This window comes from Novosphingobium rhizosphaerae (genome assembly GCF_050920675.1).
Lineage (GTDB): Bacteria > Pseudomonadota > Alphaproteobacteria > Sphingomonadales > Sphingomonadaceae > Novosphingobium > Novosphingobium rhizosphaerae.
The window spans coordinates 373,503-395,712 of record NZ_CP137861.1; the positions used below are offsets into that span (position 1 = coordinate 373,503).

Below are 22,210 nucleotides of genomic sequence, written 5' to 3' on the forward strand. Positions count from 1 at the left end.
AGGAGTGCCCCGCCATGCCGAACGCTTCGCTCAAGATCGCGCTGGTGGCCGACGAGTTGACCCGCGCCTGCCTGGTGCCCGAATGCCGCATCTTGGACGTGCCCGCGCTGGCCACCGCGCAGGGTTTCCATCGGTTGCTTGCTGCCAACCGGCCCGATCTGCTGCTGGTTGAAAGCGCCTGGGCGGGATGGGAGCAGACCTGGCGATACCGCGTGGCCAGCTATCCAGGCTCTTGGCTGCGTTCGATCCGGCGGCTGCGCGTGCTGGTGCACACCGCGCGCGACATGGGCATTCCCACGGTGTTCTGGAACAAGGAAGACGGCGTCCACTTTCAGCGTTTCATCGCCAGTGCCAGGCTGTTTGACCACGTGTTCACAGTCGACGCCAATTGCCTGGCCCGTTATCGCACATTGATGGGCGCGGATGCTTCGGTCCACGTCATGCCGTTTCCGGTGCAGCCGGCCTATCATCGCTTCACCGGGTTTGCCTTTGCCCGCAACCAGGCGAACTTCGTGGGCAGCTATTCCACCCACGTGCATCCCGCCCGCCGTGCATGGCAGGACATGGCCTTTTCCGCCGCGCTGGACACCGGGCTGGGCCTGACCGTGTATGATCGCAATTCGGAACGGCCATCGCGCATCTATCGCTATCCGGCACGGTGCGGGCTGGAAGTGCACCCGGCGGTGGCGCACATCGAAACGGCGCGAATCTACAAGGAAAACCTGGTCTCGCTCAACGTCAACACGGTGACGGATTCGGCCACGATGTTTTCCCGCCGCCTGGTGGAAATCCTCGCCTGCGGGGGCATTGCCGTCACTTCAGCGGCGCGATCGGTAGACACGCTGTTTGCCGAATTTTGCCACGTGGTGCGCGATGCCGCCCATGCGCGCGACCTGTTTGCCCGCCTGCGCCACGGGCCCAGCGCGCAAGACTTGGAGCGCGCGCGCGCCGGCGCCGCCCATGTGGCCGCGCATCACACTTGGGATAGCCGGCTGGCGCAACTGGCGGCAGTGGCCGGCGTCTGAAAGACCGACCCTTGCCCATCTCCACGGGATGCCGTTGGGTCCATATCGAAGCGGTCCTTGCGCTTCATCGGGCGCCAGCCTGATTGCGTGACGCTCTCGCCCAGGCCGCATGCACCATCACAGGACGCACCTGCGCCGAAAAACCAACCGCTTACTGCCTGCGAAACGGTTGTTTCCGCACTGGTTGGTGCCCGTGATGGCCGCCATCCTGCCTGGCCTGAACCACAAGGCATGATGGATCGGGAGTGCAAAGGTGAACGACCATGACCGCGACGGCTGGGCGCAGTTTGCCGGCAAGCGGATCTTGCTGTTGCAAGGGCCAGTGGGACCGTTCTTTGCCCACCTAGCGCGGGACCTGCGCGCCGCCGGGGCCCAGGTGTGGAAAGTCAATTTCCACGCCGGGGACCAGGTGTTCTTTCCCGGGGGAATCGCCTGGCGCGGGCAAATGGCCGATTGGCCGGCCTGGCTGGAGCAGCAACTGGACCAATGGCAGATCGATTGCGTGCTGCTGTTCGGCGATTGCCGCCCGGTGCACCAAGGCGCGCGTGCGGCCTGCGCCCGGCTGGGGGTGGCGGTGGGGGTGTTCGAGGAAGGCTATCTGCGTCCGCACCATGTGACATTCGAATGGGGTGGGGTGAACGCCGACAGCGCCTTGCCACGCGATGCGACGGGTATTCTGGCCGCACCGGCATCGCCAGCGTCCCCGTCCCTGGTTCCGGTGCCGGCCACGTTCTGGCGCATGGCTTGGTGGGCGGTGCTCTATTTCGCGGTGGGTGCGCTGCTCGCCTGGCGGTTTCCGCACTATGTCCACCATCGGCCACTGGCCCTGGTACAGGCCCTGCCCTGGTTGCGTTCGGCCTGGCGCAAGCCGCTTTGCGCCTTGGCCCAGCGCGGCATGCTGGCGCGCCTGACCGGCCCGGCGAGCGGCCGCTGGTTCATGGTGCCGTTGCAGGTGCACAACGATTCGCAAGTGCTGCATCATGCCGCCACCGGCGGCGTGGCCGGGTTCATCGCCAGCACGATCGCCTCGTTTGCCCGCCATGCCCCGCCCGATTGCCTGCTGGTGATCAAGCATCACCCGATGGACCGGGGATACCGTGATTATCGCGCCATGGTGGCCGATGAAGCCGCACGCCATGGCTGCGCCGGGCGGGTGCTGTGCCTGCACGATCAGCCCACGCTGTTACTGTTGCAGCATTGCCGTGGCGTGATCACGATCAACAGCACCGTGGGGTTGAGCGCGCTGGCCCAGGGCCGCGCCACCAAGGCCGTGGGCACGGCATTCTACGACATACCGGGATTGACCTATCAAGGGCCGCTGCACCGCTTTTGGCACGAAGCGCCGCTGGCCGTGCCCGATCCGGCGTTGTGGCGCCGTTTCCACGCGCTGATCCTGGCGCGCGCCCAGATCAACGGCAGCTTTTACCGCCGCGTGGTGCAGGGCACGGCCACGGGCCTTGCACAAGCTCTGCCGCCGCCGCCCGGATGGGCGGCGGCGGCGGGATGGCGGCCCATGGCAAGACCGCCGGTGCCGCTCACAGGCTCCAGTATTGCACCCCCTCGGGAAGCGCTTGTGGCTTGAGCGCCGATTTCACATCGACCAGCACACCACCCGGGCGCAGCATGGCGGCAATGGCATCCCCGCCCAGTGCGGCATATTCACGATGCGAGACGGCATAGATGACCGCATCAAGCCCGGTGAAATCGTCCAGCGAAGACAACGTGATGCCGAATTCATGCGCTGCGGCGGCCGGTTCGGCCAGGGGATCGTGAACCAGGGGCGCGATGCCGAAGTCCTTCAATTCACGCCAGATGTCTTCCACCTTGGAATTGCGGATATCGGGGACGTTTTCCTTGAACGTCAGCCCCAGGATGCCCACCCGCGCGGTCTTGAGGGCGCAACCGGCACCGGCCAGCATCTTGACCGTGCGCTGGGCAATATACGCCCCCATGCCGTCGTTGATGCGCCGCCCGGCGAGGATCACCTGCGGGTGATAGCCCAGCTGCTCGGCCTTGGCGGTGAGGTAATAGGGATCGACGCCGATGCAGTGGCCACCGACCAGGCCAGGATAGAAGCGCAGGAAATTCCACTTGGTGCCCGCGGCCGCCAGCACTTCGCTGGTGCGAATGCCAACGAGGTCGCAGATCTTGGAAATCTCGTTCATCAAGGCGATGTTGATGTCGCGCTGGGTGTTCTCGATCACCTTGGCGGCTTCGGCTACCTTGATCGAGCTGGCCTTGTGGATGCCGGCCTCCACCACCGCGCCATAGAGATCGGCCAGGAGGTCCAGCGTTTCCTGATCTTCACCGGCCACGACCTTGACGATCTTTTCGAACGGGTGATCCTTGTCGCCTGGATTGATGCGTTCGGGGCTGTAGCCCAGCTTGAAATCCTGCCCGGCTTTCAGGCCCGAAACCGCCTCGATCGTGGGCGCGCAGACTTCCTCGGTGGCGCCGGGATAGACGGTCGATTCGAACACGATCACCGTGCCTTTGCGGATCACCTTGCCCAGCGTTTCGCAGGCCATGCGCACGGGCGTGAAATCAGGGCGGCGGCTTTCGTCCACGGGCGTGGGCACCGTGACGATGATTACCGGGCAATCGGCCAGCGCGGCGGCATCGTCGGTCACGACCAGCGAAGACGCGGCCAGATCCTGCGCCGAAACCTCCCCTGTATAATCGTGATGCGCGCGCAGCGTGGCAATGCGGTGCGCGCTGACGTCAAAGCCGACCACGGCAAACTTGCGGGCAAAGGCAATGGCCAGCGGCAAGCCAACATAACCAAGCCCGACCACACCGATCTTTTGCGAAAACACCCCGTTGCCCTGCACGCCTGTTCCATTCCTGCTTACGCCAACAATCTTTGGCCATAATCCCATGGCGTTACCAATCCGCAAATGGATTGGATTTTGGCGCTGTCGAGGCCAAGCGGAATGCGCCGTTGCCGCACCTGTCCAAGCCGACAGGTTTGGTGCAGCCTTTCAAGGCGTGCAACGGTGGGCCTTCCCCTGTCTGCGCAGTTTGACTAAGGGCACGATTAAACCGTTTCCCTCCCGCTCATTCCGAACGGAGTCGCCCGATGTCCGACCTTGCCACGCTCGAAGCCCCCGCCACCAACCCGGCGGTGCGCACCGACTGGAGCCGCGAGGAAATCGCCGCGCTGTTCGACCTGCCGTTTACCGAACTGGTGTTCCGCGCCGCGGCCGTGCACCGCGATCACCATCGCGCGGGCGAAGTGCAACTGTGCACGCTGCTGTCGATCAAGACCGGCGGCTGCCCCGAAGATTGCGGCTATTGCTCGCAAAGCGTGAAGGCCGACAGCGGCGTTGCCGCCAGCAAGCTGATGGATGTGCAGGCCGTGCTGCAATCGGCGGCCCAGGCGCGCGATGCCGGGTCCAAGCGGTTCTGCATGGGCGCGGCCTGGCGCAACCCCAAGGACCGCGACATGGGCGCCATCGTGCAGATGGTGAAAGGCGTGCGCGAAATGGGCATGGAAACCTGCATGACGCTGGGCATGCTCACCCCCGATCAGGCTGCTCAACTGGCCGAAGCCGGCCTGGATTACTACAATCACAACATTGATACCTCGCCCGAACGCTATAACGAGGTGATCACCACCCGCACGTTCCAGGACCGGCTCGATACCTTGAGCGTGGTGCGCGAAGCAGGGATCAACGTCTGTTCGGGCGGCATCGTGGGCATGGGTGAAACCCGCGCCGATCGCGTCGGCTTCGTCCACGCGCTGGCCACGCTGGAACAGCACCCGGAAAGCGTGCCGGTCAACGCGCTGGTGCCGGTGAAGGGCACCGTGCTGGGCGACATGCTGGCCGATACGCCGCTGGCCAAGATCGATGACATCGAATTCGTGCGCACCGTGGCCGTGGCGCGGATCACCATGCCGCTCTCGATGGTGCGCCTTTCGGCCGGTCGCGAAAGCATGAGCGAGGCGACCCAGGCACTATGCTTCCTGGCGGGCGCCAACTCGATCTTCACCGGCGACAAGCTGCTGACCGCGCCCAACGCGGGCGATGACAGCGACGCAGCAATGTTCGCGCGCCTGGGCCTCAAGCCCATGGAAGGCGAAGAGCCGCTACGCGCGATGAAGGCGGTGGGTGGTTGCTCGGGCGGCTGCGCGGCCTGATCCCATGGACAGCGTGATCGCCACGGATCTGTGGCAGGCCCAGTCCGCCGATCTGGCGGCACTGGAAAGCCGCGCCCGCCTGCGCCGCCTTGCCCCGCGCCAGGGCGTGGATTTTGCCAGCAACGATTACCTGGGCCTGGCGCAATCACCGCGCCTGCGCGCCGCCGTGGCCGATGCCCTGGCGCGCGGAGTGGCGGTGGGTTCGGGCGGATCGCGCCTGCTGCGCGGCAACGATCCCGAGCACGAGGCGCTGGAGGCCCAAGCCGCCGCGTTCTTTGGCTGCGAAAGCACGCTGTGGTTCAGCGCGGGCTATGCCGGCAACGTGGCGCTGATCGCCACCCTGCCGCAGCGCGATGACCTGGTGATCTGTGACGAATTGATCCACGCCTCGGTCCATGAAGGGCTGCGGCTGACGCGCGCGCAAACCGCCATGGCCGCGCACAACCAAGCCCATGCCTTTGAAACCCTGGCACGGGAATGGCGCGCGGACGGCCACAAGGGGCGCCTGTGGCTGTGCGTCGAAAGCCTCTATTCGATGGATGGCGATCGCGCGCCGCTGGATGACCTGGCCGCCGTGGCAGAACGGTACGGCGCGATCCTGATCATCGACGAAGCCCATGCCACCGGCGTATTTGGCCCGGATGGCCGGGGCCTGGCCGCGCATCTCGATGGCCGGGAAGACGTGATCGTGCTGCGCACCTGTGGCAAGGCGCTGGGCTGCGAAGGCGCGCTGGTATGCGGGCCGCGCGTGGTGCGCGATTTCCTGGTCAACCGGGGCCGCCCGTTCATCTTTTCCACCGCGCCCAGCCCACTGATGGCAAGCGCTGTGCGCGAGGCCTTGCGCATCTGCGCCGAGGAACCGGAGCGGCGCGCGGCGCTGGCCACGTTGATCGGCCATGCCGCACGGGTGCTTGGTCCCTTGGGCGCCAGCGTGAGCGGCAGCCAGGTCATGCCGCTGATCTTAAAGGACGATGTGCGCACCATGGCCGTGGCGACACGGTTGCAACAGGCGGGGTTCGACATTCGCGGCATCCGCCCGCCCACCGTGCCGGACGGCACCAGCCGGTTGCGCATTTCATTGACGCTCAACGCCAGCCCCGCCGATGTGGACGCGCTGGCTGCCACGCTTGAGGAGGTGCTTTGACATGCCCCGCTATGTCGTGACCGGAACCGATACCGGCATCGGCAAGACCGTGTTCAGCGCCGCGCTGGCCAGTGCGCTGGGCGCCCATTACTGGAAGCCGGTGCAATCGGGCCTGGATGACGGCGCCGACCGCGATACCGTGGCCACCCTGGCGCAATTGCCGCCGAAGCGCGTGCTGCCCGAAGCCTATCGCCTGACTCAGCCACTTTCCCCCCATCGCGCGGCAGAGCTGGACGGCTTGCAGATCGATCCGGCCCGGCTGGCCCCGCCCGAGCTGGACAACCTGGTGGTCGAGGGCGCCGGCGGCGCGCTGGTGCCGATCACGCGCGGCACGCTCTATGCCGATCTGTTCGCCTGGTGGAACCTGCCGGTCATCATCGTTGCGCGCACGGGCCTGGGCACAATCAACCACAGCCTGCTGACCGTGGAAGCATTGCGTGCGCGCGGGGTCCCGATCCATGGCATCGCCTTTGTCGGCGCGGCCAACGAAGACAACGAGCAGACGATTGCCGCCATGGGCAAAGTCCGCCGGCTGGGCCGGCTGGACCGGCTTGATCCGCTGACACCGCAAACCCTGGCCACAGCCTTTGCCACAGGCTTTGCGCTGGAGGATTTCGCGTGAGCCAATCGCCCGTCTGGCATCCGTTCTGGCAGCATGGCCTGGGCCTGCCGATCCCCACGGTGGCGCGCGGCGAAGGCGCGACGCTGATCCTGGAAGATGGCAGCCGCGTGATCGATGCGATCTCGTCTTGGTGGGTGACCACGCACGGGCACAACAACCCGCGCATCATGGCCGCGATCCGCGCGCAGACCGAAAAGCTCGACCAGGTGATCTTTGCCGGGTGGACGCACCAACCCGCCGAAGACGCCGCGCGCGGCCTGGTGGCCATGTTGCCCGAGCCGCTGACCCGCGTGTTCTTTTCCGACAGCGGCAGCACTTGCGTGGAAGTCGCACTGAAAATGGCGCTGGGTTTCTGGGCCAACACGGGCGAGGCGCGCGACCGCATCCTGGTGATGGAGCATTCCTATCACGGCGATACCATCGGCACGATGTCGGTGGGAGAGCGCGGGGTCTATAACGCGGCCTATGCCCCGCTGCTGTTCGACGTGGGCACGGTGCCGTTTCCGCATGCCGATGGCGCCAACACCATTGCCGCGCTGGAAGCCGCCTGCCGCGAAAAGCCCGCCGCCCTGATCGTGGAGCCGCTGGTGCTGGGCGCCGGGGGCATGCTGTTCTACCCGCCCGCGGTGCTGGCGGCGATGGCCGAGGTCTGCCGCCGCCATGGCGTGCTGTTCATCGCCGACGAAGTGATGACCGGGTTTGGCCGCACCGGCACGCTGCTGGCCTGTGACCAGGCCGGCGTGGTGCCCGATATCCTGTGCCTGGCCAAAGGCCTGACCGGCGGATCGATGCCGCTGGCGGTGACGGTGGCGCAGGAGCCGATCTTTGCCGCGCACTGGTCTACCGACCGAGCCAGGTTGTTCTACCACTCGTCGAGCTACACGGCGAATCCGATCGCCTGCGCGGCGGCGGTGGAAAACCTGGCGATCTGGCGCGAGGAGCCGGTACAGGCGCGGATCGACACGCTGGCGCAGAACCAGCAGGCCTTGCTGGACCGGCTGGCCAGCCTGCCGGGCGCCAATAACCCGCGCCGCTGCGGCACGATCATCGCGGTGGACTTTGCCACGCCCGATGGCGGCTATCTCTCTGCCCTGGCGCCGCACCTGATGAGCTTTGCCCGCGACAACGGCGTACTGCTGCGCCCGCTGGGCAACACCGTCTATGTGCTGCCGCCCTATTGCATCACGCCAGAGGATCTGGCGCGCGTGGGCGATGTGGTGGAAGCAGGGCTGGCAGCCCTGCCCCGCTGACCACACAAGCTCAGTAAGCGCTGCGCGTCGAAGCCCCCATGAAGGGGAAGCGAACCACGCGGCCGGTCAGCATCGCGGACTTGAACAGGATGCGCGCCTTGTCGGCCTCTTCGATCGTCAAGAAAACCACGTGGGTGCCGCCCGACTTGAGCGGTTCGATCGAACTGATGCGCAGCGACTTGGCTTCGCATTGCTTGATCGCAGCCGTCTCTTCGACCGAAATGTTGAGCGCGCGGGTGGTGACAATTGCCGTCATGGGGAAATCTCCTGGCCGGAAGACCCGGTTCGCAAGGCCTGCGAAACGGGCAACGTGGGCAAATGCGCCCGATTGCGTTTGGGCGATCAGGCCGCCGCGGGCGCGTCCGGCTGGGCAAACCATTCGGGATAGGCCGCAACGCCCAGCTTCTGGCGCAGCCGGGCAATGCGCGTTTCGTAATGGCGTACGAGATCGTAACGGCTGCCCGCACGGCGATCACGCGGCGCTTGGGCATCCATCACCGCAACCTGATGCTGAAAAAGAAGATGATTGAGGTCCACGGTCGTTCTCCTGCCAGATGCGGGAGCGCGATGGTCTCTCAGGCGCCTGATGCATCCAGGATATTTGCATCCATGACAGGGGGCGATGCGCAGCTTATGGCAAATCACGCCAATAATTGCAAGTGAAATTTAAAAATCGAATTTCAAGTACATTTCGATTTTCAATTGGCTTATATTTATGATCTATTCTAATTATGCCGAATTTAATTTTACAATATTAAAATAGACAGGATAAATTCTAGATTTCAGTGCAACATCACCTTTAAGCTTATTTTCTTGGCAAGCAGACTCGCGCCGCAAGGTTCCAAACTGCATTCCGCCGTCATGCCCCCCCGCAGAACCGGCACGGTCTGCCACCGCCTGTCTTGCGCGCGAGACTGCCCCTGGACACCGCCGCCCGTTCAGCATCGTGGGAAAGCAAGTTGGACTCTCAACAGAAATCGAGAACGGGCCGATTAGATGGCACCGTTTCAGTGCGATCCCACCATATCCCACGTATTTTCCCTTACTGGTCAATACGGTTACAGCAACGAAGACTGCCACGGCGTCAACCGCGTCTGGAGCGGGCATGTTAAAGGAAAACGGCAAGATTGTGCAGACCGGGCGGCGAATCCCTGCCGCCCTTTGCTGGCAACTTGCAGGACGGCCGCACATGGCGCTTTTTAAGAACACCCGTTTTCGCCAGTCACTGCTGGTCACGGCTGCCATCGTGGCCGCGCCGGCACTGGCGACAACGGTCATCCTCACTGCGGGGAAAGCACCAGCGTCCCAATCCAGCCAGCCGGTTGCGGCGGTCACGCTTGCCGCCAGCACGGGCACCGCAACCACGGCGGTGGTGGCCGCTTCGGCAGCCGCCACCGCCGCCTCGACCGGCGGCAGCCCGCTGTTATTGGGCGCGCAGACGCATTTCAGCCAGGGTTGGGCCACTGGAGTGGGCGATCTGGCCGCGCAGGCGCAAGCGCCGCTCTTGCGCGATTCACTGCCCTGGACGGCGGGCGAGGTGACCAAGGGGCAATATGCGCTGGGCAGCGCAGCGGCGCAGAACCTGATGGCTGCGTGCCAGGCGGGGCGGCGGCTGATCCTGACGGAAATTCCGGTCAACCCGCTTTACGACAATGGCTTGTGGGTTTCGTCCGAACAGGGGCGCACGGCCTATGCCGCCTATCTTGGCGCTCTGAAGGACAAGTTCGGATCGTGCCTTGCTGCGATCGAGCTGGGCAATGAGATCAACGGCAGCCGGGCGATGGTCTTCGCCAGCGGGATCGACAGTGTGGCGGCCTATGTGCGCATTGCCGCCACCGCGCGCGCGCGGCTGGGCGGCAATCCCGCGCTGCTGGGCGGATCGACCAACATGATCGGCACCGGCTTCCTGCGCCCGCTCTTTGCCGCCGGGCTGCTCTCACAGGTCGACGGCCTGGCCGTGCACCCCTATCGCAACCGGGGCGAAGGGTTGGACGTGGAAATGGCGCAGCTCTGGGCGGCCATGGATGCCTCGGGCCGGCGCGTGCCGGTCTGGGCCACGGAATTCGGACTCGCCACAGCAGACCAGGTGCTGGCGGCCGGCGAACTGGTCAAGCAGGCCACGCTGCTGGCGGCAAACGGCGTGGGCCAGGCCAGCTGGTATGCGCTGATCGACCAGACCGGCTTTCCCACCATGGGGCTTTTTGCCGGCACCGCGATCAAGGACCAGGGTCGCGCGTTCCGCTTCCTGCAAGCAAGCGTGCTGCCCAAGGGGCGCCCGGTGCGGCTCGACCTGGGCGATCCGCTGCTGTTTGCCTATCGCTTTGGCAGCGATACCACGGTGGTGTGGGGAAGCCCGCGCGGGCTGGTACTGGGCAATGGCACGCGTGCCTATGGCCCCACCGGCGCCGCGCTCGCCGCGCCCTTGATCGGGGACCAGCCGATCGTGCTGGTGGGCAAGGGCTATACCATCGGATCTTCGGCCGTGGTGGCCGATACGCTGCTTGGCTGGGGCACGCCGGCCTGGCGCTATTTCGTGCGGGGCAAGACCGGCGCCGATACCGCGCTCGATTGGCAGGACGATACCTGGACCGGCTATTTCGGCAACAAGTTCAGCAAGCCCTTGCGCATCAACGCGACAAGCGCAGCGCCTGCGGGCGATGCCAGCGCACCGCTGCGCGCGGTGTGGCGCTATACGGCACCGGCGGCCCAGGCGGTGGATGTGCGCGGCTGCTTTGCCAAGGCGGCCAACGGCGACGGGGTGGACCTGTCCGTGCTGCGCAATGGCAAGGTCTTGTGGCAAGGCACGGTCACCACCGCGCTCCAACCCGGCCCGGTGGCGGTGGACCTCGCCGCAGGTGACAAGCTCGACCTGGTGGCCGGGCCGAACCAGACCTTTGGCGGCGACGCGTTCTTCTATCGCGTGGTGCTGTTCCGCCGGGGCCAGAGCACGGCGGTACCCTGCCCCAACTGATCAAGGCGTGGCTGGGACGGGGGCAGACGCGGGAACGGTAGCGGGTTGCGGTGCCTGGTTGGGCACCCGGCGCGCGGTGATCACTTTCACCGGCTGGGCCAGCATCTGCCCGCGCATGGCCCCTTCGCCCAGCGTGGGGGAAATCGGCATGTCCCAGATCTTGCGCACCACATCCATGCCCGAAACCACGTGCCCGAACGCGGCATAGCCCAATTGGGTATCAGTAACGGCTTTGGCGGGATCGGCACTGGCCGGATCGGCATCAAGACTGGGAATATCCGACAACAGGATCGAAAAATCCGACGTCGCCGTGCCCGGTGCCAGCCGCGCCAGGGAAAGCGTGCCGGCCTTGTGCAGAATGCCGGTCTGGCTGGTGGGTTCGTGCGCCACCGGCTTGAACAGCTTGGCGCCGTCGCGGATGCCGCCCTGCAAGAGCCCGTTGGGCTGCTGCCCCCATTCAAGGTGCATGGCGCGGTAGAACATCATCCCATCATAGCGCTTGCTGTCCACGTAGTGCAGGAAATTGCCCACGCTGACCGGCGCATGCTTCCCGTCCAGTTCCACCACGATGGTGCCCTGGTCGGTCACCAGCGCAACGGTCGCGACATCGGGCACCGGAGCCGGCGCCGCTTCGACCGGCGCCTTGGCAGGTGCGGCACGCAACGCGGGCTTGCGCACAGGGGCCGCACCGGCGGCGGCGAACATCAGGTGGGAAGCGGCCAGGGCCAAGGCCAGGCGAGGGATATGGAAAGCGAATCGCGTGATCATCGGGCAATCCTGCCCGAAGTTGACACGGCCGGACATCCCAAAGGCGCATCCCACGGTCAGGCTGCACACCATGGATCATGGTTAACGCCGGCCTAGCAATCAACCACGGGGGTATGGTTACCAATGCCTGAACGTGCGCAGCCTAGGTTTCCCGGCATATCCGCCCCATCGCCGGAGGCTGCCGCCATGCTTCGTTTGCGTATTTCCGCCAAGTTGATCTCTGCCTTTGCCGTGATGCTGATAACGATCGCGGCCGTCACCGTGGTGGGGGTCGATCGCATCGGCGCTGTCAACGGTGTCACCACCGAACTGCGCCAACGCTGGCTGCCGGCCACGCAATCGCTGGGCGAGTTGCACAGCCAGCTTGCGCAATACCGCGTCCTGCAGGCCGAACTGGTCGACACGCCGGACCCAAGCACGGCCAAGCGGGCGCGCGATATGCAAGCGGCGGTGGACAAGACCCTGGCTGATTATCGCGCGGCCACCACCGCGCCCGAGCAGCAGGCACTGCTTGCCACGTTCGAGGCCGGGTGGCGCGACATGACGGCAGACACCGATCGCCTGATCGCCGCGTCCGAAAGCGATCCCGCCGCGGCGCGGGCTGCCTTGGGCGGGCCATCGCGCGAACACTACGCCATGCTTGAAGACCTGATGCAGCGCCTCAGCGATGGCCAGGCCAAAGGCATGGCAACGATTTCCGAACAGGGTGCGGCCATCCATACCACTGCCCAAAGCTGGATGGTGGGCACGGCGGTGGCGGCACTGGCCGCGTCGGCAATCCTGTTGACGGTGCTGATCGCCGCCAGGGCAAGCCCGGCCCGGCGCATCCGCCCAGCAGCGGACCGCCCCACCCCCGGCCAGATCGCCCGCGACAGACAGCGCGCGCAGGCGGATCAGGCGCATGGCGAGGCCGAAAACGGCGCCCGCGCGGTGGAAAAACTCGCCAGTGACGGCAATCCAGCACCAGGCGACGCCGGCGATGTGGTGGGCCGCATCGTGGCAGGATGCCGCACGATCCAGCAGGGCATCGACGACGTTGCGGCCGCCTCGTCCGATCTGTCCCTGCAGTCCGACCAGCAGCGAAATGCCCTGGCAGACACCGCGCGGACGCTCACCGAATTCACCGGCACCGTCAGGATCACCGCCGAAAATGCCCGCCAGACCAGCGGCCGGCTGCGCGTGGCGCGCGACACTGCCGGCAAGGTGGAAACCATCGCCCACGATGCCGTGGCGGCGATGCGCTCGATCGAGAGCAGCTCGCGCCAGATGGCCGAGATCATTGCCGTGATCGACGGCATCGCATTCCAGACCAACCTGCTGGCACTGAACGCCGGGGTAGAAGCCGCCCGTGCCGGGGAGGCCGGCAAGGGCTTTGCCGTGGTGGCTGGCGAGGTGCGCGGCCTGGCGCAGCGCAGCGCGAACGCGGCCAAGGACATCAAGAGCTTGATCAATGCCAGTTCTCAACAGATCACCGATGGGGTGGCGCTGGTGGAAAGCAGCGGCGACGCGCTGCGCCAGATCGTGGGCGAAGTGAACGCGGTGTCGGGCCTGGTCGAAGAGATTGCCGACGCGGCCCAGCGCCAGGCCGACGGCATCGGCGCCATTTCACGCATGGTATCGGGCATGGATGCGGGCCCACGGCGCAAACCGGCCATGGCGGCTCACGATACCGCCGGCGCCCGCGTTCTACCGAGCGAAGCCGACAGCCTGATGGAGCAATTGGCTCGGTTCCGGCTGCACGGCGGCAATGCCTCTCCGGTGCAGGCACCGCGCGTGGCGCCGGCTGCCGAATCCGGCGATTTTGCCTGGACGCCGGTTGCAGGGCCGGCCAGGCCCGCCCTGGGCCTGGCTCCAGAAGCCCGGCGCGCGGCGCCGGCGCAAGGGTTTGCCCTTAAAGGCACCCCCCTGTTTGCGCGCGATCAGTAGCCTGCTTCCACCGCCATGCGGATGGCGTCGGCGCTGGTGCGCACGCCCAGGGTGCGGATCACCGAGGAGCGGTGCATCTTTACCGTGCGTTCCGACAGGCCCAGCTCATAGGCGATCTGTTTGTTGAGCTTGCCTGCGGCCATGTGCACCAGGATTTCGCGCTGCCGGGGCGAAAGCAGCGCCACCGCATCGCGCGCCGCCTGCGATCGCGCAGTGGCCACGTTGTGCCCTGCTTCCAGATCCGCCGCCTTGCTAACATCCACTTGGGAACCAAGGAAATATTCAAGCTCGCCTTGCGCATCGAAGATGGGGGCGACCATCACCGCGTTGCGGAATGGGGTGCCATCTTTCTTGTAGTTGATGATCTCCACCAGCACCGGGCGCCCTTCGCGGATGCCCGCGCGCAGTTCCTCGGTCAGGTCCGCTTCGGTACCGGGCCCGCGCAGGAATCGGCAGTTGCGGCCGATGATCTCGTCCCGCTCATAGCCGGTCAGCGCTTCGAACGCGGCATTGCATTCCACGATCGGGTTGTCGGGCAAGCGGGGGTTGCTGATGACCGCAGCGACCGGGCTTGCCGTTATCATCTCGGATATCAGCATGTTTCCTCATGTGGCACGGTGCGCGCTTCGCTCCAGTGTCCTTTCGGCCATGTTGTAGCTGCGCGCCGCCAACTGCAAGTCCCAAGTACATGCCCGGTCTTGCCCTGATGCGCATCTTCTGCGTGCAGCCTCCCCGGGCCGGAGACTTCCGCCATGAACCTTATCACCCTCGATTTCGCTGCCGACCAAGGCACTCACGATGGTTGCGACCACGCCGCCCATGATCATGTCGCGCGTGACGTCGCGCATGACAACGCCGTGCGCCACCATGCACCTGCGGCCAAGCCCCCGGTGCCCGAGCAGGTGCAGGAAGCAATCCGCACGCTGCTGCGCTTTGCCGGCGAGGATCCCAGCCGCGAGGGGCTGATCGACACGCCTGCCCGCGTGGGCCGGGCCTGGCTGGAATATTGCCAGGGCTATCGCGAAGATCCCAGCGTGCACCTGACCCGCACGTTCGAGGAAGTGGGCGGCTATGATGAAATCGTGTTGCTGCGCGACATTCCGTTCCAATCGCACTGCGAGCACCACATGGCGCCGATCACCGGCAAGGCCTCGATCGCCTATCTGCCGCACAACCGCGTGGTGGGCATTTCCAAGCTGGCCCGCGTGCTGCACGGCTATGCCCGCCGCCTGCAGGTGCAAGAGCGCCTGACCGCGCAAGTGGCGCAGTGCATCTGGGACCATCTTCAGCCCCAGGGCGTGGCCGTGGTGATCGAAGCGCAGCACGGCTGCATGACGGCACGCGGCGTATGCACGCCGGGCGTGGGCATGGTCACCAGCCGCATGCTCGGCTGCTTCCTCAACGATGCCAGCTCGCGCCGCGAAGTCATGTCCCTGATGGGCCGCAGCTGACGCGGCAGGGAGGGGAAGCGGTGCATTTCGGGATCATCGGGGCCGGGCTTGCCGGGTTGACCTGCGCGGCCAGGCTGGTGGGGGCCGGCCACGCGGTCAGCGCTTTTGACAAGGGGCGCGGACCGGGCGGGCGCATGTCCACGCGGCGGGTCGAAACGCCGCTGGGCCAGGCCCGGTTCGACCATGGCGCGCAGTTCTGTGCGGCCACCACCCCTGGCTTTGCCCGGCAACTGGCCGACTGGGCGGCACGCGGCGTCGCCGCCCCCTGGCCGGCAGCGGGGCCCGATGCCCATGTCGGCGTGCCGGGCATGAATGCCCTGGTGGCCGATCTGGCACAGCAGCACGACGTGACTTTTGGGTGCCTGGTCAAGGGCCTGGTCCACGATGGCCGGCAGTGGTGGCTGGTGCTGGACGGTGAGCGGCGCGGGCCATTTGATGCCGTGATCGTGGCAACGCCGGCCGAACAGGCGGCGCCACTGCTTTCGCTGCATGCCTTTCCGATGGCGCGCGCGGCGGCAGGCACTGCCTCGCAGGCCTGCTGGACCGCGATGTTGGCCTGGGCCGATCCGCTGCCGCTGGACTGGTCGGTGTGGCAGGCCAAGGACGCAAAGGGCAATGGCGCGCTGGCTTGGGCTGCACGCAATTCGGCCAAACCGGGGCGCGGCGGCCCCGCGCTGGGTGATCCCGAATGCTGGGTGGTTCACGCCGGGCCGGATTGGTCGCGTCGCCACCTGGAAATGGAGCCCGACGCCGTGATCGGGCTGATGGTCGAGGAATTCGCCGCGCTGGCCGGGATGGCCCTGCCCGAGCCGCTGGTGGCGCGCGCGCACCGCTGGCGCTTTGCCCGCCCCGCCGGCACCGGCAACACCGCGTTGTGGGACCATACGCTGCGCCTGGGCGCTTGCGGCGATTGGTTGACCGAACCGACGATCGAAGGCGCATGGCTTTCGGGCACGGCACTGGCCGACCGCATCCTGGCGCCCGTCGTCGCCTGAAAACAGCGCAAAACTAGGCAGAACCGGGCCGGGACGACAACCCCGGCCCGGTTCTTGCGCTGGTTATTGCGGCAGCACGGGGTGCTTCACAATCGGTGGCGGCTTGGGGAACTGCTGCGGCGGATTGGCCTGGAGCAAGGTAAGCGCCTCGGCGACAGCCCGCTCCAGTTGCGGATCATGGCCCTGGCGGATCAGCGCGGGGTCCTGTTCCACCTCGATATCGGGCGGGATGCCGATCCCTTCCACTTCCCACTGCCCACTAGTGCCATAGATCGCCCAGCGCGGCGCCGTGACACTGCCACCATCGATCAGCGGCGGGTAATTGCCGATGCCGACCAGGCCGCCCCAGGTGCGCTTGCCCACCAGCGGGCCCACCTTTTCCTTGTGGAACAACCAGGGTAGCGCATCCCCGCCAGACCCCGACATTTCATTGATGATCATCACCTTGGGGCCAAAGATGGCCGCCGCCGGCTCAATCTGGTCGGCCCCTTCCCTGGTCACGTTGATCATCTGCGGCGTGCGCTTCAACTGATCGACGATATAGTCTGCGATCTGCCCGCCATGGTTGAAGCGCTCGTCGATCACCGCGCCCTGCTTGCCCACTTGCGCAAAATAATAGCGGTTGAAATTGGCAAAGCCGCCCGCCGCCGTATCGGGCACATAGACATAGGCAAGCTTGCCGCCCGAGAGGCGGTCGACCGTGCGGCGGTTGCCCTCCATCCAGCTGCGCAGGCGCAACTGCCCCTCGCTGGCGATCGGGACCACGGTGACCTTGCGCGCGCCAGCCCCGCTGGCCGTTGTGGCCACGGTCAAGACCGTCTGCTTGCCCGCCGTGCCATCGAGCGCGCGGTCGATTTCAGTATCGGTGGTCACACTCTGGCCGTTTACCGCCAGGATGAACTCGCCGGCATGGACATTGACGCCAGGCTGGCTGAGCGGGGCAACCAGCTTGGGATTCCAGTTCTCGCCCAGCAGCACGCGGGCAATGCGCCAGCGCCCGTCCACCGCTTCATAATCGGCGCCGAGCAACCCGCCCTTGGCCGTCTGCTGCTCGGGCACGTCGCCGCCGTTGATGAACGTGTGGCCGATCGAGATATGGCCGGTCATCTCTTCCAGCAGCACATTGAGATCCTGCCGCGCGGCCAGGCCCGGCAGGAAGCGGGCATAGAGCGCTTCGGCCCGCGCCAAGTCCAGGCCATGGTGGTTGGGATCGTAGAGGAAGTCACGCTCGATGCGCCAGACCTCGTGGTAGATCTGCTTCCATTCCGCCTGGGGATCGACCCACACGCGCACGTCTTCGAACTTGACCGGCTTGGCGCTGTCGCCGTCCTTCACTTCCTTGTCGGCGTCGGCGACCAGCCAGGTGCCGCTACGTAGCAACAGGATCTTGGTGCCGTCGGCGGAAACCGAGAAGCTGTCGGGCAGCACGCCTTGCGCCAGTTCCTTGTTCTTGCGTTCCTTCAACTCGAACCGGAACAGCGTGCGCGGCGGGCCGGCCTCGTCGCCTTCCAGGTAATCGGCATCGGTCGCGGCGGGCGGAATGGTCAGGGTGTAGACCACGCCCTCCTTGCCGGTTTCCAGTTGCACGATATTGGCGCGCGGGATCGGCAGGGCGAGGATGCGCTGGTCCAGCCCGTCGAAATCGATGCGCACCGGCGGTGGCGGGGCATCCTTTTCGGTCTTCTCGTCCTTATCGTTCTTGCTGTCCGCCTTTTCATCGGGCTTTTCGGCGGCAGAATTGGCACCGTCGTCCTTGGCGCGGGCCTTGCGCTTGGCCGGTTTGTCGCGGCCGGGCATCGTATCGGCCGCGCTTTCCTCGTCGCTTTCGGGCGCGATCGGCGAGGCGGTGTCCTTGCGCAAGACCATGACATAGGCTGCCCCGTCGATAGCGCGCCCCATGCTCGACATATCGAGCCAGCCCGTCGCCGGCCCGGTGGCGGTGGTGGCCGCGAAATAGAGGTACTTGCCGTTGCGATCGAACCGGGGGGAGATCACGTCGCTCAGCCCGTCGGTGACCTGGGTGTTCTTGCCCGTGGCCAGCGAATGCACCCAGGCGGCGTGCAAGTGGCTGGGCAACTGCCGGGTGTAGACGATCCACTGGCTGTCGGCCGACCAGGCCGCGTCGAAATTTGAACCGGGCGCGTCATACAGATTGGTGTCGATCTTTGCCGGCGCCGCGCCACTGGCAAGGTCGATCAACCACAGGTTGAGGCGCTTGTCCTCGAACACGATCTTCTTGCTGTCGGGCGACCAGCGCGGGTTGTAGAAGAACGACGGCGGCGTTCCCAAGGCGATCTTGCGCACTGGGCCCAGGCCGTCTGCCGCGCCGACATGCAGCGCATATTCGCCCGATTCATCGGAAAACCAGGCGATCTTGCTGCCATCGGGCGATGGCGCCGGATCGCGGTCGGCAACGCCGGGCGAGTGGGTGATGTTGCGCACGTCACCCTTTTCGGCCGGCGCCGAAAGCACGTCGCCGCGCGCCTCGAGGATTACGCGCTTGCCCGTGCCGCTCAGCCGCGCATGCGTGACGCCATCCGGCTTGATCTCCACGAAATGGGCCCGCCGCTGCGGCAGATCAGCATCGATCGTCACCGGCACCGGGCTGACCTTGCCACTGGCAATGTCATAGATCTCAAGCCTGCCGAAATGGTCGATCACCACTCCCCCAGGCCCCGCGCCGATCGCCGCCATGTCGAAACCCTGGGCGTTGTCCACCAGCCGCGTTACCGCGCCATTGGCCGGATCATAGCTGTAGAGCGTGACCGGGCCATCGCGATCGGACAGGAAATAGACCTTGTCGCCGATCCATAGCGGGTGCGTGTCATTGCTGTTGGGGCGCGGGATCGGCGTGACCGCGGAATCGGAAAGGCGGGCAATCCAGATGCGAGCGGTCTGCCCACCACGATATTGCTTCCACGCGGGCTGCCACCGCTCGATCGGGGAATAGGCGATGCGGCTGCCATCGGGGGAAAAGGCGCCTTCCTCGCCGCTGGGCAGCGGCACGGGCGTGGGCGCGCCGCCGCTGGCGGGCACCAGGAACATCTGGTGCGCATCGCGCACCGCCACGCGTGGGGAGCGGAACAGCACGCGGCTGCCATCGGCCGACCAGCCCAGTGCCACGTCGGCACCGGGATGCCAGGTCAGGCGGCGCGGTTCCCCGCCAAGCGCGGGCACGACATAGACATCGGTATTGCCGTCATAGCGGCCGGTAAACGCGATCTGGCTGCCGTCGGGCGAAAACACCGGGCCCGACAGGGCGCCCTGGCCGCTCACCAATCGCACCGCGCGCCCGCCGCTGCGCGGCACAACCCAGATTTCACCGCCATAGACGAATGCGATCTGCGTGGCCGAAAGCGTGGGTTGTTGTAGCAACAGGGGATCGGTGGCGGCCCGCGCCGCCGGCAGGGCGAAAGTGGTGGTTGCCAGCAAGGCCGAGGCCAGCACAATGAGGTTGCGTCGCATGTTCCCCCCGGGGGCCGAAATGGCCGGCGCGCACGCTAGCGCAGGCAACAGCGGGCCACAATTGCCGAAAACCGGGGCAGCGCATGGCAAAGGATGCGACAAGGCCTAGGCGCCGCGCCTAAATCTTGGGCGCCCGCTGTAGCGCCACAATCGTACGCGTTATTTCAACGGGCGTCCCCACGGTGGGGCGCACCCAGTCATCGAGCGGCGGCAAGGCCCGCGCAACCTGGTTGCCGGCCTCGGCCAGTCTAGCCCGCAAGCCCGTGGCGGGAACCGGACTGGCAAAGAACATGAAATCCGCCTCGCTGGCACCATACCTAAACCCAGCCTGTCGAGCGCGGCACCAGAGCATAAGGCGCGGTCCTGCCGGTGTTCCGACGCACCGGCCTTACGCGCCCTTGCGTTCTGCCAGATAGGTCGCGATCCGCTTTGCCGTCTCGTCATCGATAGCCGCGCCATAGACGGTGCGCATCTTGGCGACTTCGGCAGTCCAGAATGCGGCGCCCATGCGCGGCGGCTGGTTGACGATATAATCGAGCGAATGGCACGCGGCGCAATGCGCCTCGACCAGCTCGGCCTCGCTGCCGGTGCCCAGCCGCACCGTGGGTTCTGGCGGCAGGCGATAGGTGGCCGCGCAGAGCGTGACCAGCGTCGCCACGGCCAGGGCTGTGATGCCCAGCCGCCGCATCATGCCCGTGCCTCGATATGCACGGTTTCGACCACGTTGCGGCGATAGCCTGCGGGGTTCCATTGCGGCTCCAGCGGCTGGACCTCGCCGTTTTGGCTGGTGGCACGCGCGCCGATGGCATGAACGCCGGGCGGCAAGGCCACTTCTGCCTGCCAGCCGCGAAACGAATAGCGCCCAAGATCTTCACCAAGCTGCGCAGGTTGCCACGTGCTGCCGCCATCGCGGGTGATCGCCACGCTGGCAATGCCGCTGCCCCCGTCGAACGCGATCCCGCGCAGTCGCACCGGCGCGTTGGCGCGCACCACCGCGCCATCGGCGTGGCTGGTCACGAACGAGCGAACGTTGAGCCTGCCGATCGGGCGGGTGCGATCAGGCTTGGCGCCAGGCGCCACGCAGCCGCACGCGGTGTCGGGAATGCGATAGGCCTTGCTCATCCAATAGCCGTCGAACACGCTGTCGGTCACCGTGATGCGGGACAGGTGCTTGATCCAATAGGTGCCGTAATAGCCCGGCACGACCAGCCGCAGCGGATAGCCATTGAGAAAGGGCAGCGCCTGGCCGTTCATGCCCCAGGCGAGCAGCACTTCGCCCTGCAGCACATGATCGAGATCGAGTGCCTTGACAAAGTCGGGCACGGAGGCGGCGGCCGGCTGGTCCAGCCCGTCGAACACCACCTGCCGCGCGCCAGCCTTCACGCCCGCGCGTTCGAGCACGGCGCGCAGCGGCACACCATGCCAGCGGGCATTGCCCATGGCCCCGTTGCCAAGCTGCCCACCCGCCACGCGCGGGGCAACAAGACCCCGCCCGTTGCCCGAGCACTGGTTCACCGCCACCAGTTCGACCGCCGGAAAATCGCGCTGCAGATCTGCCAGCGACAGCGACAGCGCGCGATCGACCAGGCCGCCCACGTCCACGCGATGGCTGCGCGCATCGAGATCGGTGGACAGGTCGCTCAGGTGATAGCGCACGAAGAACGCATCGTTGGGCGTCAGCAACCCTTCGTCGAACACCGCGAACGGCGTTTCCAGTTGTGGCGGGCGGCTGGTCTGCAGGATCAGCGGGCGTTTTTGCGGAAAGCGGGCGAGCGGCCGTTCACCATTGCCAAACGGTAGGTGAGCAGTGCCGTGGGGCACGGCCGCGTGCCCATCCACAGCCATGGCGGCGCCGGCAGCGGTTGCCAGCAGGCCAGTCGTCACCGCCCGGCGCGCGAGTGGAATGGCACCGCCCGCCTCTTCGCCATCTGCTTCGGATCGCACCATCGCCTGCTCTTCCCCCGACTATGCCGCAAGAGACTAGCGCGGTTGCCATGCGATGGAAATCGGCATGGCAATGTCCAATATACCATGCAGCAAAACTGGACGATCGCCGCTGCGCTTGGTCGGCCAGCTGCATGACGTATCATGAACGCTGAAGCACCCACGTGCCGAACTCGTTTGTCCCGCCACGCCGGCAGCCATAGCCTTGGCCCCCATGGCAAGGAGTGGTTTCCATGGGTCTATTCGAACCGGGTCGGCTTGGCTGGCTGACCGCGCCCAAACGTATCGTCATGGCGCCGCTCGGCCGTGTCCGCAACGATGCGGACACCCGCGAACCGGGTAGCCTGTGGGTTGAATACTATGCCCAGCGCGCCAGCGGGGTGCTCAATCCGCAGGATGAAGCCACTTGGTATAGCGGCGGCGCCCACGGCTGCACCGACTATCCCACCCTGCGCGCAACGCACGGGCCCACGCTGCCCGAACCCGCCTGATCGCGGCACCAAACGCA

General features: G+C 66.2%; 19 protein-coding genes. 11 read left to right on the top strand and 8 right to left on the bottom strand.

Annotation, left to right across the window (positions count from 1 at the left end; all coding sequences use genetic code 11):
- The first annotated feature begins 14 nt into the window (after nucleotides 1-14).
- Together R9J51_RS01805 and R9J51_RS01810 are read left to right on the top strand one after the other, a co-directional pair.
- On the top strand, nucleotides 15-1,025 hold the full coding sequence (locus R9J51_RS01805) for a glycosyltransferase family protein (RefSeq protein ID WP_179505705.1): 1,011 nt from the start codon (nucleotides 15-17) through the stop codon (nucleotides 1,023-1,025).
- A gap of 253 nt (nucleotides 1,026-1,278) precedes the next feature.
- Nucleotides 1,279-2,607: a capsular biosynthesis protein gene (locus R9J51_RS01810; RefSeq protein ID WP_179505706.1), complete on the top strand. Its 1,329-nt coding sequence runs from the start codon at nucleotides 1,279-1,281 to the stop codon at nucleotides 2,605-2,607.
- Here the strand turns inward: R9J51_RS01810 and R9J51_RS01815 are convergent.
- Nucleotides 2,561-3,856: a nucleotide sugar dehydrogenase gene (locus R9J51_RS01815; RefSeq protein WP_248290596.1), complete on the bottom strand. Its 1,296-nt coding sequence runs from the start codon at nucleotides 3,854-3,856 to the stop codon at nucleotides 2,561-2,563. The genes R9J51_RS01810 and R9J51_RS01815 overlap by 47 nt on opposite strands.
- 248 nt (nucleotides 3,857-4,104) lie before the next feature.
- Between R9J51_RS01815 and bioB the strand changes: the two genes are divergently transcribed.
- Genes bioB through R9J51_RS01835 form a run of 4 tightly spaced genes read left to right on the top strand, consistent with a single transcriptional unit; the run spans nucleotide 4,105 to nucleotide 8,182 of the window.
- Complete coding sequence (gene bioB, locus R9J51_RS01820; RefSeq protein WP_168556237.1) at nucleotides 4,105-5,166, top strand: biotin synthase BioB; 1,062 nt, start codon at nucleotides 4,105-4,107, stop codon at nucleotides 5,164-5,166.
- A 4-nt stretch (nucleotides 5,167-5,170) separates the two neighbouring features.
- Nucleotides 5,171-6,310, top strand: coding sequence for an 8-amino-7-oxononanoate synthase (locus R9J51_RS01825; protein WP_179505707.1), 1,140 nt, complete (start codon nucleotides 5,171-5,173; stop codon nucleotides 6,308-6,310).
- A 1-nt stretch (nucleotide 6,311) separates the two neighbouring features.
- A complete protein-coding gene (gene bioD, locus R9J51_RS01830) occupies nucleotides 6,312-6,932 on the top strand; it encodes a dethiobiotin synthase (RefSeq protein ID WP_179505708.1) in 621 nt (206 codons plus the stop codon).
- The gene (locus R9J51_RS01835) at nucleotides 6,929-8,182 is read left to right on the top strand and encodes an adenosylmethionine--8-amino-7-oxononanoate transaminase (RefSeq protein WP_179505709.1); all 1,254 of its coding nucleotides are present in this window, start codon (nucleotides 6,929-6,931) and stop codon (nucleotides 8,180-8,182) included. Before bioD ends, R9J51_RS01835 begins: the two co-directional genes overlap by 4 nt.
- 10 nt (nucleotides 8,183-8,192) lie before the next feature.
- On the opposite strand, the gene R9J51_RS01840 is transcribed toward R9J51_RS01835, so the two are convergent.
- Nucleotides 8,193-8,438, bottom strand: coding sequence for a hypothetical protein (locus tag R9J51_RS01840; RefSeq protein ID WP_210425654.1), 246 nt, complete (start codon nucleotides 8,436-8,438; stop codon nucleotides 8,193-8,195).
- A gap of 86 nt (nucleotides 8,439-8,524) precedes the next feature.
- Nucleotides 8,525-8,677: a hypothetical protein gene (locus R9J51_RS01845; RefSeq protein WP_218847438.1), complete on the bottom strand. Its 153-nt coding sequence runs from the start codon at nucleotides 8,675-8,677 to the stop codon at nucleotides 8,525-8,527.
- 694 nt (nucleotides 8,678-9,371) lie between these two features.
- On the opposite strand from R9J51_RS01845, the gene R9J51_RS01850 reads away from it, so the two are divergent.
- On the top strand, nucleotides 9,372-11,153 hold the full coding sequence (locus R9J51_RS01850) for a hypothetical protein (protein WP_179505710.1): 1,782 nt from the start codon (nucleotides 9,372-9,374) through the stop codon (nucleotides 11,151-11,153).
- On the opposite strand, the gene R9J51_RS01855 is transcribed toward R9J51_RS01850, so the two are convergent.
- On the bottom strand, nucleotides 11,154-11,921 hold the full coding sequence (locus R9J51_RS01855) for a peptidylprolyl isomerase (RefSeq protein WP_179505711.1): 768 nt from the start codon (nucleotides 11,919-11,921) through the stop codon (nucleotides 11,154-11,156).
- Between the two features lie 186 nt (nucleotides 11,922-12,107).
- Here R9J51_RS01855 and R9J51_RS01860 point away from each other — a divergent pair, with 186 nt between their 5' ends.
- A complete protein-coding gene (locus R9J51_RS01860; RefSeq protein WP_432787780.1) occupies nucleotides 12,108-13,847 on the top strand; it encodes a methyl-accepting chemotaxis protein in 1,740 nt (579 codons plus the stop codon).
- Here the strand turns inward: R9J51_RS01860 and R9J51_RS01865 are convergent.
- A complete protein-coding gene (locus R9J51_RS01865; protein ID WP_168556230.1) occupies nucleotides 13,841-14,446 on the bottom strand; it encodes a PAS domain-containing protein in 606 nt (201 codons plus the stop codon). The two genes, R9J51_RS01860 and R9J51_RS01865, sit on opposite strands and share 7 nt — an antisense overlap.
- Nucleotides 14,447-14,599: 153 nt before the next feature.
- On the opposite strand from R9J51_RS01865, the gene folE reads away from it, so the two are divergent.
- Together folE and R9J51_RS01875 are read left to right on the top strand one after the other, a co-directional pair.
- Nucleotides 14,600-15,298, top strand: coding sequence for a GTP cyclohydrolase I FolE (gene folE / locus R9J51_RS01870; RefSeq protein ID WP_179505712.1), 699 nt, complete (start codon nucleotides 14,600-14,602; stop codon nucleotides 15,296-15,298).
- Nucleotides 15,299-15,318: 20 nt separating this feature from the next.
- Nucleotides 15,319-16,293, top strand: coding sequence for an FAD-dependent oxidoreductase (locus tag R9J51_RS01875; RefSeq protein ID WP_179505713.1), 975 nt, complete (start codon nucleotides 15,319-15,321; stop codon nucleotides 16,291-16,293).
- A 63-nt stretch (nucleotides 16,294-16,356) separates the two neighbouring features.
- Here R9J51_RS01875 and R9J51_RS01880 read toward each other — a convergent pair whose 3' ends face one another.
- The 3 genes from R9J51_RS01880 to R9J51_RS01890 form a co-directional block, all read right to left on the bottom strand.
- Nucleotides 16,357-19,758, bottom strand: coding sequence for a S41 family peptidase (locus tag R9J51_RS01880; protein ID WP_179505714.1), 3,402 nt, complete (start codon nucleotides 19,756-19,758; stop codon nucleotides 16,357-16,359).
- Nucleotides 19,759-20,146: 388 nt separating this feature from the next.
- On the bottom strand, nucleotides 20,147-20,449 hold the full coding sequence (locus R9J51_RS01885; RefSeq protein ID WP_432787781.1) for a cytochrome C: 303 nt from the start codon (nucleotides 20,447-20,449) through the stop codon (nucleotides 20,147-20,149).
- Complete coding sequence (locus tag R9J51_RS01890; RefSeq protein ID WP_432787975.1) at nucleotides 20,446-21,603, bottom strand: molybdopterin-dependent oxidoreductase; 1,158 nt, start codon at nucleotides 21,601-21,603, stop codon at nucleotides 20,446-20,448. Before R9J51_RS01890 ends, R9J51_RS01885 begins: the two co-directional genes overlap by 4 nt.
- Before the next feature lie 332 nt (nucleotides 21,604-21,935).
- Between R9J51_RS01890 and R9J51_RS01895 the strand changes: the two genes are divergently transcribed.
- Nucleotides 21,936-22,193 (top strand): hypothetical protein, encoded by a 258-nt coding sequence (locus R9J51_RS01895; protein ID WP_432787782.1) that lies wholly within the window; start codon nucleotides 21,936-21,938, stop codon nucleotides 22,191-22,193.
- The last annotated feature ends 17 nt before the right edge of the window (nucleotides 22,194-22,210 follow it).

What these genes read in the sequence shown, in the direction of transcription:
- R9J51_RS01855 (WP_179505711.1), bottom strand. Translation starts at nt 11,921, where the DNA reads ATGATCACGCGATTCGCTTTCCATATCCCTCGCCTGGCCTTGGCCCTG.
- R9J51_RS01890 (WP_432787975.1), bottom strand. Translation starts at nt 21,603, where the DNA reads ATGGCTGTGGATGGGCACGCGGCCGTGCCCCACGGCACTGCTCACCTA.
- R9J51_RS01860 (WP_432787780.1), top strand. Translation starts at nt 12,108, where the DNA reads ATGCTTCGTTTGCGTATTTCCGCCAAGTTGATCTCTGCCTTTGCCGTG.
- R9J51_RS01840 (WP_210425654.1), bottom strand. Translation starts at nt 8,438, where the DNA reads ATGACGGCAATTGTCACCACCCGCGCGCTCAACATTTCGGTCGAAGAG.
- R9J51_RS01805 (WP_179505705.1), top strand. Translation starts at nt 15, where the DNA reads ATGCCGAACGCTTCGCTCAAGATCGCGCTGGTGGCCGACGAGTTGACC.
- R9J51_RS01845 (WP_218847438.1), bottom strand. Translation starts at nt 8,677, where the DNA reads ATGGATGCCCAAGCGCCGCGTGATCGCCGTGCGGGCAGCCGTTACGAT.
- R9J51_RS01850 (WP_179505710.1), top strand. Translation starts at nt 9,372, where the DNA reads ATGGCGCTTTTTAAGAACACCCGTTTTCGCCAGTCACTGCTGGTCACG.
- R9J51_RS01880 (WP_179505714.1), bottom strand. Translation starts at nt 19,758, where the DNA reads ATGCGACGCAACCTCATTGTGCTGGCCTCGGCCTTGCTGGCAACCACC.
- R9J51_RS01885 (WP_432787781.1), bottom strand. Translation starts at nt 20,449, where the DNA reads ATGATGCGGCGGCTGGGCATCACAGCCCTGGCCGTGGCGACGCTGGTC.
- bioD (WP_179505708.1), top strand. Translation starts at nt 6,312, where the DNA reads ATGCCCCGCTATGTCGTGACCGGAACCGATACCGGCATCGGCAAGACC.
- R9J51_RS01865 (WP_168556230.1), bottom strand. Translation starts at nt 14,446, where the DNA reads ATGCTGATATCCGAGATGATAACGGCAAGCCCGGTCGCTGCGGTCATC.
- R9J51_RS01895 (WP_432787782.1), top strand. Translation starts at nt 21,936, where the DNA reads ATGGGTCTATTCGAACCGGGTCGGCTTGGCTGGCTGACCGCGCCCAAA.
- R9J51_RS01825 (WP_179505707.1), top strand. Translation starts at nt 5,171, where the DNA reads ATGGACAGCGTGATCGCCACGGATCTGTGGCAGGCCCAGTCCGCCGAT.
- folE (WP_179505712.1), top strand. Translation starts at nt 14,600, where the DNA reads ATGAACCTTATCACCCTCGATTTCGCTGCCGACCAAGGCACTCACGAT.
- bioB (WP_168556237.1), top strand. Translation starts at nt 4,105, where the DNA reads ATGTCCGACCTTGCCACGCTCGAAGCCCCCGCCACCAACCCGGCGGTG.